General features: G+C 61.7%; 16 protein-coding genes and 1 tRNA gene. 9 read left to right on the plus strand and 8 right to left on the minus strand.

The genetic code is table 11. The features are described from left to right. Window position 1: 1 nt before the first annotated feature. The 3 genes from bioU (at window position 2) to bioD (ending at window position 3,154) form a co-directional block, all read left to right on the plus strand. A complete protein-coding gene (gene bioU, locus HYG81_RS19325; protein ID WP_180841348.1) occupies window positions 2-1,075 on the plus strand; it encodes a (S)-8-amino-7-oxononanoate synthase BioU in 1,074 nt (357 codons plus the stop codon). Window positions 1,076-1,226: 151 nt separating this feature from the next. Further along, the gene (locus HYG81_RS19330) at window positions 1,227-2,450 is read left to right on the plus strand and encodes an aminotransferase class I/II-fold pyridoxal phosphate-dependent enzyme (protein WP_180841349.1); all 1,224 of its coding nucleotides are present in this window, start codon (window positions 1,227-1,229) and stop codon (window positions 2,448-2,450) included. Further along, on the plus strand, window positions 2,447-3,154 hold the full coding sequence (gene bioD / locus HYG81_RS19335; protein WP_180841350.1) for a dethiobiotin synthase: 708 nt from the start codon (window positions 2,447-2,449) through the stop codon (window positions 3,152-3,154). The genes HYG81_RS19330 and bioD overlap by 4 nt, the downstream gene beginning before the upstream one ends. Before the next feature lie 13 nt (window positions 3,155-3,167). Here the strand turns inward: bioD and HYG81_RS19340 are convergent, their stop codons facing one another. Both HYG81_RS19340 and HYG81_RS19345 read right to left on the minus strand, forming a co-directional pair. After that, complete coding sequence (locus HYG81_RS19340; protein WP_180841351.1) at window positions 3,168-3,365, minus strand: hypothetical protein; 198 nt, start codon at window positions 3,363-3,365, stop codon at window positions 3,168-3,170. A 166-nt stretch (window positions 3,366-3,531) separates the two neighbouring features. Beyond that, on the minus strand, window positions 3,532-5,037 hold the full coding sequence (locus HYG81_RS19345) for a replication factor C large subunit (protein WP_180841352.1): 1,506 nt from the start codon (window positions 5,035-5,037) through the stop codon (window positions 3,532-3,534). Window positions 5,038-5,208: 171 nt separating this feature from the next. On the opposite strand from HYG81_RS19345, the gene HYG81_RS19350 reads away from it, so the two are divergent. Continuing rightward, window positions 5,209-6,723, plus strand: coding sequence for a glutamate-cysteine ligase family protein (locus HYG81_RS19350; RefSeq protein ID WP_180841353.1), 1,515 nt, complete (start codon window positions 5,209-5,211; stop codon window positions 6,721-6,723). A 99-nt stretch (window positions 6,724-6,822) separates the two neighbouring features. On the opposite strand, the gene HYG81_RS19355 is transcribed toward HYG81_RS19350, so the two are convergent. The 3 genes from HYG81_RS19355 to HYG81_RS19365 form a co-directional block, all read right to left on the minus strand. Then, a complete protein-coding gene (locus HYG81_RS19355) occupies window positions 6,823-7,803 on the minus strand; it encodes a hypothetical protein (protein ID WP_180841354.1) in 981 nt (326 codons plus the stop codon). A 128-nt stretch (window positions 7,804-7,931) separates the two neighbouring features. After that, window positions 7,932-9,344 (minus strand): hemolysin family protein, encoded by a 1,413-nt coding sequence (locus HYG81_RS19360; RefSeq protein WP_180841355.1) that lies wholly within the window; start codon window positions 9,342-9,344, stop codon window positions 7,932-7,934. Beyond that, window positions 9,338-9,505, minus strand: coding sequence for a hypothetical protein (locus HYG81_RS19365; RefSeq protein ID WP_226777509.1), 168 nt, complete (start codon window positions 9,503-9,505; stop codon window positions 9,338-9,340). The genes HYG81_RS19360 and HYG81_RS19365 overlap by 7 nt, the downstream gene beginning before the upstream one ends. Window positions 9,506-9,768: 263 nt before the next feature. On the opposite strand from HYG81_RS19365, the gene HYG81_RS19370 reads away from it, so the two are divergent. The 4 genes from HYG81_RS19370 to HYG81_RS19385 all read left to right on the plus strand — a co-directional run bounded on the left by HYG81_RS19370 (window position 9,769) and on the right by HYG81_RS19385 (window position 12,289). After that, window positions 9,769-10,668 carry a hypothetical protein gene (locus HYG81_RS19370; protein ID WP_180841356.1) on the plus strand — a complete coding sequence of 300 codons (900 nt, stop codon included), beginning with the start codon at window positions 9,769-9,771 and terminating at the stop codon, window positions 10,666-10,668. A 3-nt stretch (window positions 10,669-10,671) separates the two neighbouring features. Then, the gene (locus HYG81_RS19375; RefSeq protein WP_180841357.1) at window positions 10,672-11,142 is read left to right on the plus strand and encodes a hypothetical protein; all 471 of its coding nucleotides are present in this window, start codon (window positions 10,672-10,674) and stop codon (window positions 11,140-11,142) included. Between the two features lie 82 nt (window positions 11,143-11,224). Continuing rightward, window positions 11,225-11,491, plus strand: coding sequence for a hypothetical protein (locus HYG81_RS19380; RefSeq protein ID WP_180841358.1), 267 nt, complete (start codon window positions 11,225-11,227; stop codon window positions 11,489-11,491). Window positions 11,492-11,551: 60 nt separating this feature from the next. Next, complete coding sequence (locus HYG81_RS19385) at window positions 11,552-12,289, plus strand: beta clamp domain-containing protein (protein WP_180841359.1); 738 nt, start codon at window positions 11,552-11,554, stop codon at window positions 12,287-12,289. A 153-nt stretch (window positions 12,290-12,442) separates the two neighbouring features. Here the strand turns inward: HYG81_RS19385 and HYG81_RS19390 are convergent. Further along, a tRNA-Trp gene (locus tag HYG81_RS19390) sits at window positions 12,443-12,617 on the minus strand. Window positions 12,618-12,674: 57 nt separating this feature from the next. Continuing rightward, on the minus strand, window positions 12,675-13,586 hold the full coding sequence (locus tag HYG81_RS19395; RefSeq protein ID WP_180841360.1) for a DUF5794 domain-containing protein: 912 nt from the start codon (window positions 13,584-13,586) through the stop codon (window positions 12,675-12,677). A gap of 591 nt (window positions 13,587-14,177) precedes the next feature. Here HYG81_RS19395 and guaB point away from each other — a divergent pair. Then, entirely contained in the window at window positions 14,178-15,680 is a 1,503-nt protein-coding gene (guaB, locus tag HYG81_RS19400) for an IMP dehydrogenase (RefSeq protein WP_180841361.1), read from the plus strand. A 28-nt stretch (window positions 15,681-15,708) separates the two neighbouring features. Here guaB and HYG81_RS19405 read toward each other — a convergent pair whose 3' ends face one another. Then, on the minus strand, window positions 15,709-17,352 hold the full coding sequence (locus HYG81_RS19405) for an AMP-binding protein (protein WP_180841362.1): 1,644 nt from the start codon (window positions 17,350-17,352) through the stop codon (window positions 15,709-15,711). Window positions 17,353-17,420: the final 68 nt, after the last annotated feature.

The raw sequence follows: 17,420 nt of genomic DNA on the forward strand, positions 1-17,420 counted from the left end.
CATGGACGAAATCACGTTTGCGGTACTCGGAACCGGCGGAATCGGCCGACGAGCACTCGAAGTGAGCCAGTACAAGGACACGCTGACGCCCGTTGCAGCGTGTGACCGCCACGGCGTCGCCGTCGATTTCGACGGCCTCGACGTGGACGAACTGCTCGCTGCGACGGAAGGAAATATCGACAGCGAACCGCGAGACGACGAGGTTGTGACGGACGGCGGAGCGGCGACGAGCACCGCTGAAGGCGGCGTCAAACAGCACGGCGAGGACAGGGGCGTCGTCGCCTCGAGTCAGGCCAGACCCAGCGAGGACCCCATTCAGGCGATCATCGACCACGGCGACCGGATCGACGCCGTCCTACTCGCCCTGCCGAACTACGAACACGACTTCATCCCGCGGACCGCCGACCGTTTCGCCGAGGGCGGCTACGCCGGGGTCGTGATCGACGTGCTCAAACGCTCGCGCGTGATCGACATGCTCGACGACCGCAGCGAGGCGTTCGAGGAGAGCGGTATCACGTTCATCTGCGGCGCGGGCGCGACGCCCGGACTGCTGACCGGCGCGGCCGCACTCGCCGCCCAGTCGTTCGTCGAGGTCACGGACGTCGACATCTGGTGGGGAGTCGGCCTCGAGTCCGGCTACGAGGACAACCGCGGCACCGTCCGCGAGGACATCGCCCACCTCCCCGAGTACGACATCGAGACCGCCCGCGAACTCTCCGAGGACGAGATCGAGGCGATCATCGACGACCGCGACGGCGTCATCGAGTTCGAAGACATGGAACACGCCGACGACGTCCTGCTCGAGCGCGCCGGCGTCTGCGACGCCGAGGACGTCTCAGTCGGCGGGATTCTCGACGTTCGTAACGACGAGAAGCCGACGACGACGACGGTCCGCGTCACCGGGAGGACATTCGACGGCGAGACGGCGACGAACACGTTCCGGCTCGGCGACGAGACGAGCATGGAAGCCAACGTCAACGGGCCCGCACTGGGATACCTCAAAGCCGGCGTCCGGCGGAACCGCGCCGGCGAGTACGGCGTCTTCGGTCCCGCCGAACTAATGCCGGGCTTCTGACCGATATGGACGCGATCGTTTTCCGCGAACGGAGAGTCCCGATCTCTCCGATACCGTCGCGTATCGGCCCGCTCGAGGCCAGAGCCAGCAGACTCCATCGACCGATCGGAATCGTGAAAGTCAAACCGTGGCGTTGAGTCCGTTTAGCCGAATGGCCGACCGCGGGTTCGACCTCAAGGCACGGATCGAGACCCTCGAGGCAAACGATTTGAAACGCGCGCTCTCGCCCGTCGATCGGGTCGCCGAGCGCGGCTACTTCGCCGAGCCGTCGGGTAGCGAGTTACCCGTCCTCGAAGCGGCCGAGGCGCTCGTCTTCGCCTCGAACAACTATCTGGGGCTGACCGACGACCAGCGCGTGCAGGACGCGGCTCGACAGGCCGCCGCGACCGTCGGTACGGGCGCCGGGGCGAGCCGGCTCGTTACTGGCGACACGATGGTCCACCGGGACTTGGAGCGCGCGCTCGCCGAGGTCAAGGGAACCGATCGCGCGCTGGCCTTTTCCTCGGGGTACGCCGCGAACGTGGGGACGATCACGGCGCTCGAGCCGGACGTCGTCTTCTCCGACGAGCTCAATCACGCGAGCATCATCGACGGCTGCCGACTCGCTGACGCCGAAACCGTCGTCTACGACCACTGCGACGCGGCGAGTCTGCGATCGAATCTCGAGGAGCGAGCCGACCGGGCAACTCAGGCCGGTCGCGAGCCGGCCGACGAATCGTGGCTGATCGTCACCGATTCGGTGTTCAGCATGGACGGGACCGTGGCTCCGCTGCGGGCGATCTGCGACGCTGCGGAGGAGCACGGCGCGTGGGTAATGGTCGATGAGGCCCACGCGACGGGCCTCTACGCGAACGGCGGCGGCGTCGTGCAGGCCGAGGGGCTCGAAGAGCGCGTCCAGATTCAGATGGGGACGCTCTCGAAGGCGCTGGCCAGTCAGGGCGGCTACGTCGCCGGCAGCGACGAACTGATTGAATGCCTGATCAACGACGCGCGCGCGTTCGTCTTCTCGACCGGGCTCGCGCCGCCGGCCGCCGCGGCCGCGAGCGAAGCGCTGCACGTCGCCCGGCACAGCGACGCGCGCGAGAAACTCTGGGCGAACGTCACACATCTCCGCGACGGCCTCGAGTCGATGGGCTTCGAGGTCTGGGGCGACTCCCAGATCCTCCCGGTGGTCGTCGGCGACCGGATGGATGCGATGACTCTCGCTGAGGGAATCTGCGAGCGCGACGTCGTCGCGCCGGCGATCCGGCCGCCGACGGTCCCCGAAGGGACCAGTCGGCTCCGCGTCGCCCCGATGGCGACCCACGATCGGGACGACGTCATCGACTGCCTCGAGGCGTTCCGGGCGGCGGGCGAGGAGACGGGGCTGTTATGACCGATGCCCGACCGACCGCAGTCGTCGGTACCGGAACGGACGTCGGGAAGACGGTCGTGACGGCCGGGCTCACCAAGCTGCTCCGGGCCGAAGGGTACGAGGCGCGGGTGATCAAGCCGGCTCAGACGGGCCATCCGCCCGACGACGACGCCGGGTTCGTCGCCGCGGCCTGTAACGATCCCGAGGCGGCGACCTGTCCGCACTTCCTCGAGCCGGCGCTCGCCCCCAGAGTCGCGGCCGAGGTGGCCGACGAGGAACTCGAGTACGAGACGATCCGCGCGGCCTGCGAGCGCGAGCTCGAGGGAACGCCGGTCCCGATACTTGAGGGAATCGGCGGCCTGCGGGTTCCGCTGGCCGGTGACCGGGAGGTGATCGACCTCGTCGCCGATCTCGAGGCCGCGGCGGTCCTCGTCGCGCGCTCGGGGCTCGGAACCCTCAATCACACCGCGCTCTCGATCGACGCGCTCGAGGCTCGCGGAATCGATATCTGTGGCATCGTCGTCAACGAGTACGCCGGCGAGACGGTTGCCGAACGGACGAACCCGGACGAACTCGAGCGGATGACCGGCTATCCGGTCGAGACGGTTCCATCACTGGACGAGGACTCGAGTGACGGGGTTTCCGAACCACGGATCCTCGCTGCCGGCGTCGTCGATGCGTTGTCGCCGGCGTTTCGCGATCGACTCCCGGTAGAAATTCCCTGATGGATCCCCGCGATCAGGCGGACGGTGCCGGTCGCTCTTCGTCGACGGTCGTCGGCTCGCGTTCGGACGAAATATCGGTTACCGCCGCGTCGAGTTCGACCAGATAGGAGACAAGTTCCGATTTCCGGTGTTCCACCTCGAGGTGGACCCGGAGATCCTTGTGGTCGTCGTACCTCTCCGTGCAGAGCGGGCAGCTATGTGTGTCTGTCATTCGTCACTCACCATGCGAGACTCTCATCGTTCATCGACGTAATAGTGTCGATCATCCTATGTATAGATATGTTCGCGATGAATAAAATGCGCCAGCGGGTTTCGGCGTTCTCGCACTCGTTCGTCCGACCCTGTGTCGTCGACGAACGACGAGCGATCGTCCCCGCTCAGAAAAAGTCACTCAACCCTGACTGATCGTCGTCGGGTTCGTCGGTTTCCGCCGCGTCATCCGATGCCGACTCGGTACCGCTCCCGTCGTCCGCCCCCGTGGCTGTGAGCGCCTGCTGCTCGTCGGACTCGTCGCTCTCCTCTTCGCTCTTGCCATCGACAGCGGGTCCCTCACTGTCGGCACTCGAGCGTTCCGCCTCGAAGAAGGCGTTGCCCGAGTGCTCGACCGCCGCTTCGGCTTTCAGCTCCGCGGCGTCTTCGACGATCGATTCGACCTTGTTGGTGTCCTTGCCGCTGCCGGTGACGAACGAGACCTCCGACTCGTCGAGATCGTAGGCCGCGGCCATCCGAACGGTGAGATCGCGGTTGTTGCAGTGGTGGGTCATCGCCGAGAGGAACGGGAGGATTTCCCGGCGGACCGTGGCGACGCTCGTCCCCTCCCGTTCGGCGATGCGTTCGGCGATCGAATCGCGGGTGTTTCGGGTTCCCTTGGTTCGACCGAGTTTCGACCAGTAGCTCGGCGGCCCGTAGCGGGTCCAGCCGCCCTTGTCGCCGCGGCGCGAGGCGGCCACGCCGGCGGTCATGTTGTCCGTCGCGTAGCGCCAGTAGGAGTAGTCCTGTGTGGCGCGCACCCGACCGAGCCAGCGGTCGGCGTTCGAGAGGAATCCGTAGGCGTCGGCCAGCTCCGCTCCCTCGTAATCCTTCGGAACGTTGTCCTCGATCCAGTTGAGTAGCTTGTCGGGAGTCTCGTCGACGTCGTAGGAGGCTCGCAGCGCGCCTTCGGCGTCTTTCTCCTTGATGAGTTCGTCGAGAAAGTCGAAGATGCCCTCGGTGGTGTCGCGCTCGCTCGTCACCACGTCCTCGACGGTCAGCCGCTCGGCCTCCTCGGCGACCGCCTGTAGGTCGTTGACCGCCGAGCGCAGGTCGCCGCTCGTCGATTCGGCGATCTTCTCGAGGGCCTCCTCCTCGAATTCGACGCCTTCGCGCCGGCAGATGTCCCGCAGCACGGGGACGATCGAGCGCTTCGAGACGTCCCGGAACTCGATGGTCTCGCAGGCGTTGCGCAGCGAGTTGCTCATGTCGTAGAATTCGTTGGCCACGAGGACGATCGGCTGGTTCGCGTCCTTGACGACACGCGTGACCTCTCGAGAGCCGCCGTAATCCGCGTTGCCGTGGAAGTTGTCCGCCTCGTCGAGGATGACCAGCCGGCGACCCGCTTCGCCCGCGGTGAGGGTCCCGCTCTTGGCGGCCTCGCCGGCGATCTTCTCGATGACGTCGGCTCCCCGGCTGTCGCTGGCGTTGAGTTCCATCACGGGCCACCCCATGTCGCTGGCCAGCGCGTGGGCGGCGGAGGTCTTCCCGACGCCGGGGCTGCCGTGGACGATCACCGACTTGCGGTGGTCGTCCCAACTTTTGGCCCACTCCTCGAGTTTGTCGCGGGCCTTGTTGTTGCCGCGTACCTCCGACAGCGTCGTCGGGCGGTACGTCTCCGTCCAGTCGGTCATTGGAGACAGGTTGGTGCGAGTCGCGTTTAGGGATTGCGGAGCGTCACTCCTCGCCGGCCGTTTTCAGGTCGAGATGGAGTACGGATGAGCTGCGTTACCCTCGAGAACCACCACTCGAGCAGACAGTCCCGCACCCTACCTCTAAGCGACTGGCCCCGCTGTGTTTCGATGATGGCGGCGTTCATCGACCTCGTCACGCGATCGCTCCGCGAGGAGACGCGAAACGAGTTCGACCGGCGCGTCGACGAGCAGGCCGCCCGTCTCACCGACGCCCTTCGGGCGGGGCGACTCGACAACCCCAGCTTCGGGCTCGGCATCGAACTCGAGGCCTACGTAGTCGACGAGGAACACCGACTCGCTCGAGTCCCGGACTCCCTGTTCGGGAGCCGCTGTGAGAGGGAATTCGGCCGACACAACGTCGAACTCCACACCGATCCGAACCCGTTCGACGGCGACGGAATCGAAACACAGGCGGCGACGCTCCGGCGGGACTATCGAGCCGTCCAGCGCGCCGCCGACCGCGAAGGGCTCGAGGTCGTGCTGGATGCGATGTGGACGACTCCGCCGCCGGACGGCAGCGACGACTACCTTACAGCCGTTCGCGAGAGCGAGGGGATGACGATCGCCGACAACATGACGCGGTCGCCGCGATACTGTGCGATCGACAACGACATTCTGGCGCGAGCCGGCGGATCGATCACCCTCTCGGTTCCGGGCGTCGAGCGCGCGTTTCCGTCGATCCTGTTCGAGTCGCTGGCGTCCTCGATCCAGCCCCACGTCCAGATTCCCGACGTCGAGGCGTTTCCGCGCTACTACAACACCGCGATCAGGACGCTCGGCCCGGTGCTCGCGCTCGCAACGAACTCGCCGCTGCTCCCCCCGGAGCTGTACGAGATCGACGATCCGTCCCGCTTGCTCGAGGAGACGTATCACGAGCTCCGGATTCCGGTGTTCGAGCAGTCCGTCAACCACGAATGGGAGAAGGTTCGCTTTCCGAACGGAATACAGGAGACGGTCGATACCGTCGACCGGCTCGTCGCCGACGGGACGTGCGCGCCGTTTCTCCGCGAGTGGCTCGAAGACGGGACTCGCGAGACGTTCGCGGCCCGGTTCTGGGAGCTCGATCACAAGCGGGGAACGTACTGGCGGTGGCTCCGCGCCGTCATCGGTGGACAGCCGGTCGAGCAGGGAGACCACTGGTCGGTTCGAATCGAATACCGACCGCTTCCCACGCAGCCGACCATCGCGGAGAACGTCGGCTTCCAGGTCCTGGTCGCGGGGCTCGTCCACGGCCTGTGTACGGCCGACCATCCGCTCTCGAGCCTCGATCGAGACGTCGCCGAACGAAGCTTCTACGCCGCCGTCGAAGATGGGCTCGACGCCGAGCTCGCGTGGGTCACCGCGGACGGTGATCGAACGACCGATCCGACCGTGATCTACGACGAACTCTTCGAGTTCGCTCGTCGCGGCCTCCGCGAGCAGGGGGTTTCGTCGGCGACCATCGAGGAGTACGTCGGACTGCTCGAGGCGCGCTGGACCGACCGGACGACTCCGAGCCGATGGAAACTGGCCCGCGTCGCGGACTATCTCGATGATGGCAAGCGATTCGACGACGCCGTGCACGAAATGCAAGCCGACTACGTTCGTCGAGCTGCGACCGCCGAACCGCTCGTTCAGTGGTCCTGAGTTGGGAGACGACCAGCGCTTCGTTCCAGCCGATTTCTTCGGTGCGTACTGCGGGCGAACGCGTCGGGACTAGGTGAGTCCCGCTCCGCTTTTGCCCAGTTACTCCCTTCCGTAGACGAGAACGGACCGCTCGGCCGCATCGTCGTCGGATTCGACGCGGACGGGGAACTCGTGATCGTTGTCGATATGGGGCGTTTCGTACCCCGTCGAGAGCTGGGTCCGCTCGCCGGCATCGAGGGACAGAGATCGCCGTTCGACCAGTTGTGCGCTGTCACCGACGAGTAGTTTGAGATCCTGCGTGCCGGCGGCCCCACCGGTGTTTTCGACCGTCACGCTCACCTCGAGGAACTCGCCGGCGTCGATCGGTGTGTTCGTCTCGAGCGAGCCGACTTCGAACGTCGCGTCGCCGCTGGTGTTGCTGTCGTTACTGTTGCCAGTGTCGGGCTCGATTTCGCTGAGACACTCGCCGGCGCGCGGATTCTCGTGCGTGGGTGACACCCGCTCGTAGTCCGCTCGCTTCGTCGTCAGCGACGTGAGGACGGTGCCGGTACTGCCGTAGTCCGGCACCTCGACGGTGATCTCGTCGGACCCCGCGCGCACGTTCGACCCGTCCGCGATCTCGAAGACGACCGTTCCCGAGAACGGGGCGGCGACGTCCTCGCCGAAGGTGATGCCGTCCTCGAGGATGGTGTCGCCGATGAGGCCGTCCTCGGCGTAGAACCCCGTGTTCGCGTAGGCGACGTCGCCGGCTTCGAACGTCCCGGTAACCGTCGCTCGAGAACAGGAGTCGAAGGTGACGCTCCGTTTCGTTTCGCCGTCCGAATCGTCGTCAGCCGCATCGCTTTCGTCCGAATCGTTGTCCTCCGATTCGGTGTCATCGTCCGTGCCGGTGTCGTCGGCCGAACTGTCGTTTTCCGCACCGGTGTCGGTCTCGTTCGTGCCCGAGCCAGTATCGGAACCCAGGCCCTCGGAACTCTCGTTCGTTCCGTTCTCGTCGCCCGTTTCGTTCTGGCTCGCGTCGAGACAGCCTGTCAGCCCGATTCCGACGCCGGTGGAAACGATGAGTGTTCGGCGGTCCATATCTGGACCAGTCCGTCCCGCACCATAAAGTGTCGCAAATATGTTATGTCCGATTACAGTCATCGATCCGGACGTGATGGTTCGGAGTGGCGTTCAGTCAGCTCGAGGCGAAACTCGTGGCTAGGATCTCAGTCCGTGGACCCCTCGGCCTCCGGAACGCCGTCACTGACGGTCACGCTCGAGATCCGCGTTCCCTCCACCTCCTCGACGGTCACCTCGTAACCGTCGGCTTCGATCGCGTCGCCGACCTCGGGCGAGCGGCCGAGCCGGCTCAGGACCAGTCCGCCGATGGTGTCGAACGCGTCGCTTTCGAAGTTCGTTCCGAGGGCGTCGTTCACCGAGCCCAGCGGGACACTGCCGTCCATCGCGTACCGGCCGTCGGTGAGTTCCTCGATCGACGGCTCCATCGAGGCGACGTCGAACTCGTCTTGAATCTCGCCGACGACCTCCTCGATGACGTCCTCGATCGTCAGGATCCCCTCGAAGGCGCCCCACTCGTCGATGACGACGGCCATCTGAATGTTTTCCCGGCGGAAATCGGCCAGTATCTCGTCGATTCGGCGGGTTTCGGGGACGATGAGGACCTCTCGAGCGAGGTCGCGTGCGGTCGGTTCGTCGGCTCGGTCATCGTCGGCCCGGTCATCGGCGTCTCGGTCATCAGTGGCCCGTTCGCCGTCGGAGCGGCCATCGCTCCCGTCTGCGTTCTCGATCGCTTTGAGCACGTCTTTCGCGTGGACGAAGCCGATGACCGGCTCGTCGTCTGTTTCGTCGACGACGGGGAATCGGGTGTAGGTCCCGCTCGCGGCGACGCCCCGGAGCTCCGAGAGGGGCATCCCGGCGCGGACGGTCGCCACGTCCGGGCGCGGGATCATCACTTCGCGGGCGATCGTATCGCCCAGATCGAAGACGGCCTCGATCATCTCGACTTCGTCCGCATCGACGGCTCCCTGTTCGCCCGACTGCGAGACGATGCGCATGATCTCCCGGGGCGTGTGGCTCTCGTCGCGTTCGGAGGCCGGCGCGACGCCGATGAGTCGCGTGAAGAAGTTCGCCGTCCCGTTGAACACGATGATGCCGGGGAGGAAGACGTAGTAGAAGAACTTCATCGGCGCGGCGACGAACAGCGCGATGCGTTCGGCGTCCGCGATGGCGAGCGTCTTCGGTGCGAGCTCCCCGAAGACGACGTGCAGGAAGGTGATGACGCTGAACCCAATGGCGATCGAGACCAGGTGCAACGTCCCCGCGGGCAACACCGGCCCTAACACGGGCTCGAGGAGCGAGGCGATGGCGGGTTCGCCGACCCACCCCAGTCCCAGCGAGGCGATCGTGATGCCGAGTTGGGTGGTCGCGAGGTAGTCGTCCAGGTTCTCCTCGGCCTCCTGGACCAGCTTCGCCGACGACCGGCCCTCCTCGACGAGCGTCTCGATCTGGGTCGATCGGATCCGGACGTACGCGAACTCCGCGGCGACGAAGAAGCCGTTCAGGAAGACCAGAAAGAAGGCGAAGAGGAGCCGCCCGACGGAAAAGAGGACGTCTACCATCGCGGGCTCGGAGTCGGGTCCGTTCGGCCCGGTGGGTTCTCGTCGGATTCGATTCGTGCTCGAGGACCGATTCGACGGGTCCGTCTCGTCGATCCGCCGGGGCGGCTATCGATCGGCGGGTGGGACGAACCGGTCGTCCCGTCGCCGGTGACTGTGATCATACGGATAGGTTGGCACACGAGTCACAAAACCGTGGCGCTGGCGACTGTGGGTTTGGTTGGTTCGCTCGAGAACGCGCTCAGATATCACTGATGGAATCTAGGGATCCGTAAGTCCGCTAGGGTGAGACCGATGTAGACTGAGAGTTCAGGAAAACACTTTCACTTACACTCTGCTATTTAATCGGTTTTATCACTGATACAATATATGTAGTAGATAACTCTTGAGCAAAAACACTATCAATTGAGAGGGATCATATCATACAATGTCACAACAGTCTTTCCAAGAACAAAATCCGCTATTGAAAGAGAGTCAATACTCTGGGAAAATATTTTGGCTCAATCGGCCGACCGGCTATACTCTTAGTCTGGAAAAATTATGTGATCAGATGAATGGACAAGATTTCTATGATGATATCTCTAGCGAGATAGATCGTGAAAATACATTCGTTCCAGAGGTTTTCGAGAAGAACAACCGGATTGTAAGGACAACAAGTATTGATAAAGCCCGCATTGCAAAAACTGACGAAGCGAAAATCTTAATCGGATCAATTACATTAGATGACGTCTCAAAAGTAAAATATCGTGATCAAAACATCCTTGTTCTTGGAACTACAGAAGCTGATTTCTTAGTTTTTGAATTTGATAGCCACTATTACTTTACAGTTCTTTCCCGACGTGAAACTTCAGAAAGCGTCGCTACTATTTTGCAAAGAGAGTATGATAAATTTGGATCAATGGTTAATCCAACTAGTTTTCCATCTGGATCAATAGAACGAATCAGGGAAAGTCTTGATGCCCAACTCCGGGACACAACGATTTCAGATTATCCTGAGGAGACTATTTCGCGTATTCAAATCACGGGTCAAGATTTGGAGGATGAAGAGGAGTTCAAACGTCAACGACGCCGTGGAAAAATCAAGACACATATGATTCAAACAGATATATTAACACCAGACGATAACGCTAAGACCATTAGCATCTCCCGTGATGGTCTAGTAAGAGTATATTCAAACGCCTCAATCGGAACATATGTTAATCTACTCACTAACCACATTCTACCAAATATACGCCGAAAAGTCGAATCATCTCCGTCAGTAAACGTATATCAAGGAACAGATGATGCCGAAAGCATATTCACTGATATAAATACAGAAGAGGACTGATAAATGCTCAACATTGGACTGGATGGTGGTTTAAGTGTTCTTGGGCTTGGTGTAGTCGCCTGGTTAGCTAGTAAAATAGTTGATCGAATACTTGATTGGGCTTTTGGAAAAAAGATCATTGAGCGCTGTATTAAGGAAGTCCGATGGAGAGTCCGTGCTTTCAAGACTCGAGGAGATCCACTTAAGATAACCTATGAAATCAAGTATTCACCAACATCCAACTACAGCGTCCGAGAGACTAAGAAAATAGTTTCTGAAGGTCTAAAGACAGCAGGAGAACATAGCAAAGGCCGTGCCGAGATCGATACGTTGGCTTGGGATGAACAGAGAGGTGAAAATGGGTTTGTAGAAATTGATTATATTGAGTGTGATTACCCATTCCAAATGGAAGTTTCTCTTATAGAGGATTTAGATAACTTGAGAGAGACCTTCTCTCAGCTCGGAGGAAAGAATAGTAGAATCAATCCACTTTAGTATCGACTTTAGCTTTGCTTTCGCAAATTTAGAAGAAACCATACAAAATCTAGGTGCTTTCGCGAGTTTTCTCCAGAAAGGGATGGAAAAGCAAGTCGAGGGGACATTTAGTCAAGGGCAGTTTGTAATCTATCCAGTTGAAAGTGATCTTACCCTTGACGAATGGATAAGGAATGAAGGCTTTGACGTGAGCCTTCTTCTTGCCAATACAGAGAGGATGACTCAAAGGACTGAAGTTGAGTTCTTCTCTGATAGAGCAGAAATTCATCCACCTCATTTAGAAATTGATTCAGAGACAACTCGTCATATTCGATTATTAATACTGAATTACTATTTGCAGAAAGAATGACGTCTGCCTAATAACTATTACACTAACATATTTCGTCCTTGATTACCAACATCCTGTAATATGCTCAAAGCGGAGATTAAGCAGGAAAATTTGCAGCAGATAATAGATTCATTATTCTTAGTCGATGAAGTGATGATTAATATATCTGAGGATGGGTTCACTACACGTGCTATAGATGAAGCAGCAGTTGCCAAGGTCGAACTAACTGTCAACTCGTCCGCATTCGAGAAATATGAAGCAACAAGCAGAACGCTTGGTGTTAGCTTAGAATCGCTGCAAAAAGTGGTGAACAAATCAGAGAAAGGGGATATGATTCACTTGAAATTAGTTGAAGAAGAGAAGACACTTAAAGTGAGGATATCTGAACATGAGTATTATTTAACACTCATTGATCCACGAACTATGGAACAACCCGGAAGTTTACCTGATCTTGAGGGATCTCTTCAAGTATCATTGGCTGCAGACAATTTCCAAAAAGGAGTTCGGGCCGCTAAAACCTTTTCAGACAAGATGACCTTCCGAACAAATTCAGAAAATAAACTAATTTTGGAATCTTCTGGTGATGATAATAAAACACGAACAACATTCTCAGAGGAACATTTCATTGAATCAAATTTAGGAACTGCAGATTCCGCATTTGGTTTGGGTTATTTGGATGGAATTCAACAGGCACTCAATGACACATCGTCAATTCGCTTAGCAATGGGCGTAGATCGCCCGGCACATATGGAATTTGATATTGCTGGTGGTGCAGGTAGAGTACAATATTTTATAGCACCAAGAGTCAGAAATAACTAATTATACGAAAGAGACTGCAACTCAGCCCGCTACTGGAAGAACGTACAGAGAAGACCGACGGGATTTGAACCACGGTCGCAGCGAAGCTGCTCCCTGATTCAAATCCCTCCGCTTGCATACCTGCCGCTCGCGAATTTGCTCGCGGCAGAGGAATGGGGTCGGAGGGATTTGAACCCCCGATCTACTGATATCTCCGGTGCGCCTCGGAACTCCAGAGGGTCATCACACGAGCACTGATCAGGTGCCCGATCAGTATATCAGTCTGGAGTGTCGTCCCGGGCGCGTTGCCTCTGGAGTCAGCCGCCATGCCTGGCTTGGCCACGACCCCTCGAGTCTCCGTTGGGCGATCCGACCTAAAGTGGTTTCGATTCGGTATAGAACCGCACTACAGCCACGGGGCCCGTCCCGCGGTATCCGTCCCGTCGTCGCCCGGATACGTCTCGGGCTCCTCGTCGGCCTCCGCGGCCGGCGGCTCGCTCGAGGCCTCGCTTTCACCGCCGTCGGCCACTGCGCCCATCTGCGCGGCCGCAGCGCCCGACTCGGTTCCGGAACTCGAGTCCGCGTCGGAGCCGCCCCACGGGAGGTCGACGGCGAACAGGGCGGCGACGATCAGCGCCGCGAGCGGGGCCTGTCCGAAGGCCATCCCGAGCAGGGACAGCGGCAGCAGCCCCAGCGCGACCGCGCTCCCGAAGCGGAACCGGTCGATGTCCATGTACTCCCGCAGGTACGGCCCGGTGAGGGCGATGGTCAGCGCGAACGCCACCCCGACGGCCGCCGCCAGCGTCGCGTGCACGACGAGGGCGGGATCGGTCATCACGACGAACGTCGCCCCTGAGGGATCGATACTCGCGACCAGCCCCAGGCCGATGACGACGATCGGGTTGGGGAGGTAGTCCCCGATGGTCGCGCTGGCGGTCTTGGCCGCGATGGCGGCGATCACCAGCGCCGCGAACCGCTCGAAGATGACGATATCGAGCACGCTCGCGATCGCCGGCGCGAGCGCGGCCTGGACCGCCGCGAGCAGTATGAGCGGGATCCCGACGAGCAAGACGACGATCGCCTGTTCTCGAGGCGTCCCGTCCATCTCCGCCAGGATCACGGCGACGGTCGCGCTCCCGCCGAAGATCAACAGGCCGACCTGAAACGCGCCCAGCGGCTCGTCGAGCGCGCCGGCCAGGATCAGCGCGGGGAAGACGCCGTCGACTAACGGCAGCATCATCACCAGCGCGAGGAGCCGTGCGTCACCGCCGACGATGCGCTCCATCTGGAGCGCAACTGGGTGCTGTGACGTACTCATCGGTCAGGGCCGATGGCCGTGACCCGAGGCCTGTGGGCGATATGACGGGCGATCCCGTACCGACCGGTTCGCACACCAGTCGATCGCATTGGGGTTGGGGCCTCGTGCTGTGAGTTTCTGTGTAAAATTCCCGAACTTGGCGACGAAGTCGAAACTCGTCCGGCCATCGGTTCGGGCGGTGGCTGCACTCACAGCGTACATACCCGAAGACACGAGCGGACCGTCAATAAACGTTGCGTGGGACTGCATTCCACGATCAGACAGTGTTTCAGCAGTAGCGCGCAGATCCGTACGAAAACGCACAGATCTGACACGGATGTGGGCACTCGTCGCTGGAATCGACGCGATTTGTGACACCGATTGCGACTCTCGCGCGGACGAAACGCCCGGGCGGGAACCCGGTTGCTCGAGGGCGAGTGCGGACGTCACGAGCGAGACCGATCCCGGAACACCGCTCGAGCGATGCCAGACGATGCGTGCTTGAGACGGGTGCCAGCGCGGCTAGACGATTCATCCACTGAGGCCCCCGTCAACCGTTATCACCCGTATATATCTCGCAATACTTTTTGCTCGGGGGTCCGGACGGTTTACATGGCGAACGACGTTCCAGAGCAAGAGCCCTATTCTTCGAAACTGCAGGTACCGGAAGCGCTAACCTTCGACGATGTCCTTCTCCGCCCCAAGGAGAGCCGCGTCGAACCCGACGACGCGGACCTCACGTCGAACGTCTCGAAAAACGTCGAGGTCTCCGTGCCCATCCTCTCGGCGGCGATGGACACCGTCACCGAGAGCGGCATGGCGATCGCGATGGCCCGCCACGGCGGCCTCGGCGTCCTCCACCGCAACATGAACATCGACCAGATGGTCGAGGAGATCGAGCGCGTCAAGAGCGCCGACGAACTCATCATCCCCCTCGATTCGGTCGTCACCGCCGATCCCGAGATGTCCGTCCGCGAGGTCGACGAGCGGATGGCTCGCAAGGGCGTCGGCGGCGCGCCCGTCGTCAACACCAACGGCGAGGTCCTGGGGATCATCTCGAGTACGGACATCCGGCCCCACCTCGAGGTCAACGAGGACGATCCGGTCACCGAAGCGATGACCGACGAGGTCATCACGGCCCCCGAGGACGTCGACTCCCGCGACGCCTTCGAGATGATGTACGACCACAAGATCGAGCGCGTCCCGGTCGTCGACGACGAGAACCTGCTCGTCGGCCTCGTGACGATGCAGGGCATCCTCCAGCGCCGCGAGTACAAGGAGGCCGTCCGCGACGATGACGGCCGCCTCTGCTGTGGCGTCGCCGTCAGCCCGTTCGAGCAGAATCGCGCCGAGGCCGCCGACGAGGCCGGCGCGGACGTCCTCTTCATCGACACCGCACACGCGCACAACCTGAACGTCGTCGAAGGCGCTCGCGAAATCAAGGAGTCCGTCGACGCGGACGTCGTCGTCGGCAACATCGGTACGCGAGAGGCGGCCGAGGACCTCGTCGACTTCGCGGACGGCCTCAAGGTCGGCATCGGCCCGGGCTCGATCTGTACCACCCGCATCGTCTCTGGGTCGGGGATGCCACAGATCACGGCCGTCGCGCAGGTCGCCGACGTCGCGAGCGAACACGACGTGCCGGTGATCGCCGACGGCGGCATCCGATACTCCGGCGACGCGATCAAGGCGGTCGCCGCCGGCGCGGACGCGGTCATGCTCGGCTCCTACTTCGCCGGCACGGAGGAGGCACCGGGCCGCGTCGTCACGATGAACGGGAAGAAGTACAAACAGTACCGCGGCATGGGATCGGTCGGCGCGATGAAGTCCGGCGACAGCGACCGATACCTCAAGGACGAACCCGACGAGGACGACGAGTACGTCCCCGAGGGCGTCGAAGCCGCGACGCCGTACAAGGGCACGCTCAAGTCCGAACTCCACCAGCTCGCGGGCGGCATGCAGTCGGGCATGGGCTATGTCGGCGCGGAAACCGTCCCCGAATTCAAGGAGCGCTCGGAGTTCGTCCGCGTCTCCGCGGCCGGCCAGGCCGAGAGCCACGCCCACGACGTCGTCATCACCGACGAAGCGCCGAACTACTCGCCCGATAGCGAGTAACGGACGCCGTTCCTCATTCGACGTCGGTTCACGCTAACTCCGTCCGACGAATTTTCCCCGTCGTGGTCGTTGGCAGCTCGTCGACGAACTCGATTTCACGCGGGTACTCGTACTCGGCGAACCGCTCGCGGACGAGGTCGCGGATTTCGCGACGCACTTCCTCCGAACCCGTCTCTCCACCGACTAGCTGCACGACCGCCTTGATGATCTCACCGCGGGTTTCGTCGGGAACGCCGACGACGCCGACCTGCTCGACGGCGGCGTGCTCGAGGATCGCCTCCTCGACTTCGCGGGGCGCGACGCGGTAGCCGCTCGTGATGATCAGATCGTCGTCCCGCGAGACGAACCAGAGGAATCCCTCTGTGTCGCGTTTCGCGAGGTCGCCGGTAAGGTGCCACTCCCCGAGCGTGACTGCAGCCGTCTTCTCGGGGGCGTTCCAGTACTCCTCGAAAATCACCGGATCGTCGCCGCGCCTGACCGCGATCTCGCCGATCTCGCCGGGTTCCACGGACTCGCCGCTATCCGGGTCGATGACGGCCACGTCGTGTCCGGGAACGGGTTTCCCCATACTGCCCGGCTTCGCGGGGAACCAGTCGCGACAGTTTGCAACCAGCAGGTTCGCCTCCGTCTGGCCGTAGAGTTCGTTGATGACCGTCCCCGCGAGCGCCTCGTCGGCCCACTCGAGGATCTCGCCCGTCAGCGGTTCGCCGCCCGAGCAGATCGCCTCGAGCGAGAGATCGTATCGCTCGCTCGGCTCGTCGATTTCCATGAGCATCCGGATCGCCGTCGGTGGAATGAACGCGTCGGTCACGTCGAACTCCGCGGCGATCTCGAAGGCGGTTTCAGGGTCGAACGACCCCATCGGATAGCCGACGACGGGCCGGCCGTAGTGCCACGCGGGGAAGACGAGATCGCCCAGTGCGCCGATCCACGCCCAGTCGGCGGGCGTCCAGTAGATCGAGTCGCCGCGGACGTCACGCTCGAAATACATGGAAAACGCCGGGCAGTGGCCGACCCAGACGTCGTGCGTGTGGAGAACCCCCTTCGGATCGCCGGTGCTCCCGCTCGTATACATGATGATCGCGGGCGTGTCAGCGTCCGTCTCGACGGGCTCGTACTCGTTCGAGCGGTCCGCAACGGCCGCCTCGAATGTGTGGACGGTCGCCGCTCCGACGAGATCCACCGCCGGATCGGCGTCGACAACCAGCACGTGCTCCAGCGCGGGACAGTCCGGCGCGACGGCCCGGATCGTCTCCCACTGGGCGGCGTCGACGACGGCGATTCGCGCCCCACTGTCCTGTAGACGATAGCGCAGCGCATCGTCGCCGAACAGCACCGACAGGGGGAGCGACACCGCTCCGCGTTTCCAGCACGCGAGGTGCGTGAGGACGTTCGCCGGTTTCTGTGGAACGACGACCGCGACCCGGTCCCCGTAATCGACACCCATCGACTCGAGGGCGTTTGCGACGGCGTTCGACCGCCGATCGAGGTCGTCGAAGGTGCGCGTCTCGCGGCGGCCGTCCGGGAACGCCTGGAGGAGTGCCGGCCGGTCACCGTCCGGGTGCTTGCCCACCAGATCGGTTGCCGCGTTGAACCCGGCCGGAACGTCCCACTCGAACGACTCGCGGGCCGCTTCGTACGAATCCGCCTCGAGCATAATGTGCCACGACATACCACGACGTACAACGAAGTCCGAAATAAACGGTCGGGAGAGACACAACTGACGGAGTGGTGACCCAG

Origin of the sequence: Natrinema zhouii, assembly GCF_013456555.2 — an archaeon.
GTDB lineage: Archaea > Halobacteriota > Halobacteria > Halobacteriales > Natrialbaceae > Natrinema > Natrinema zhouii.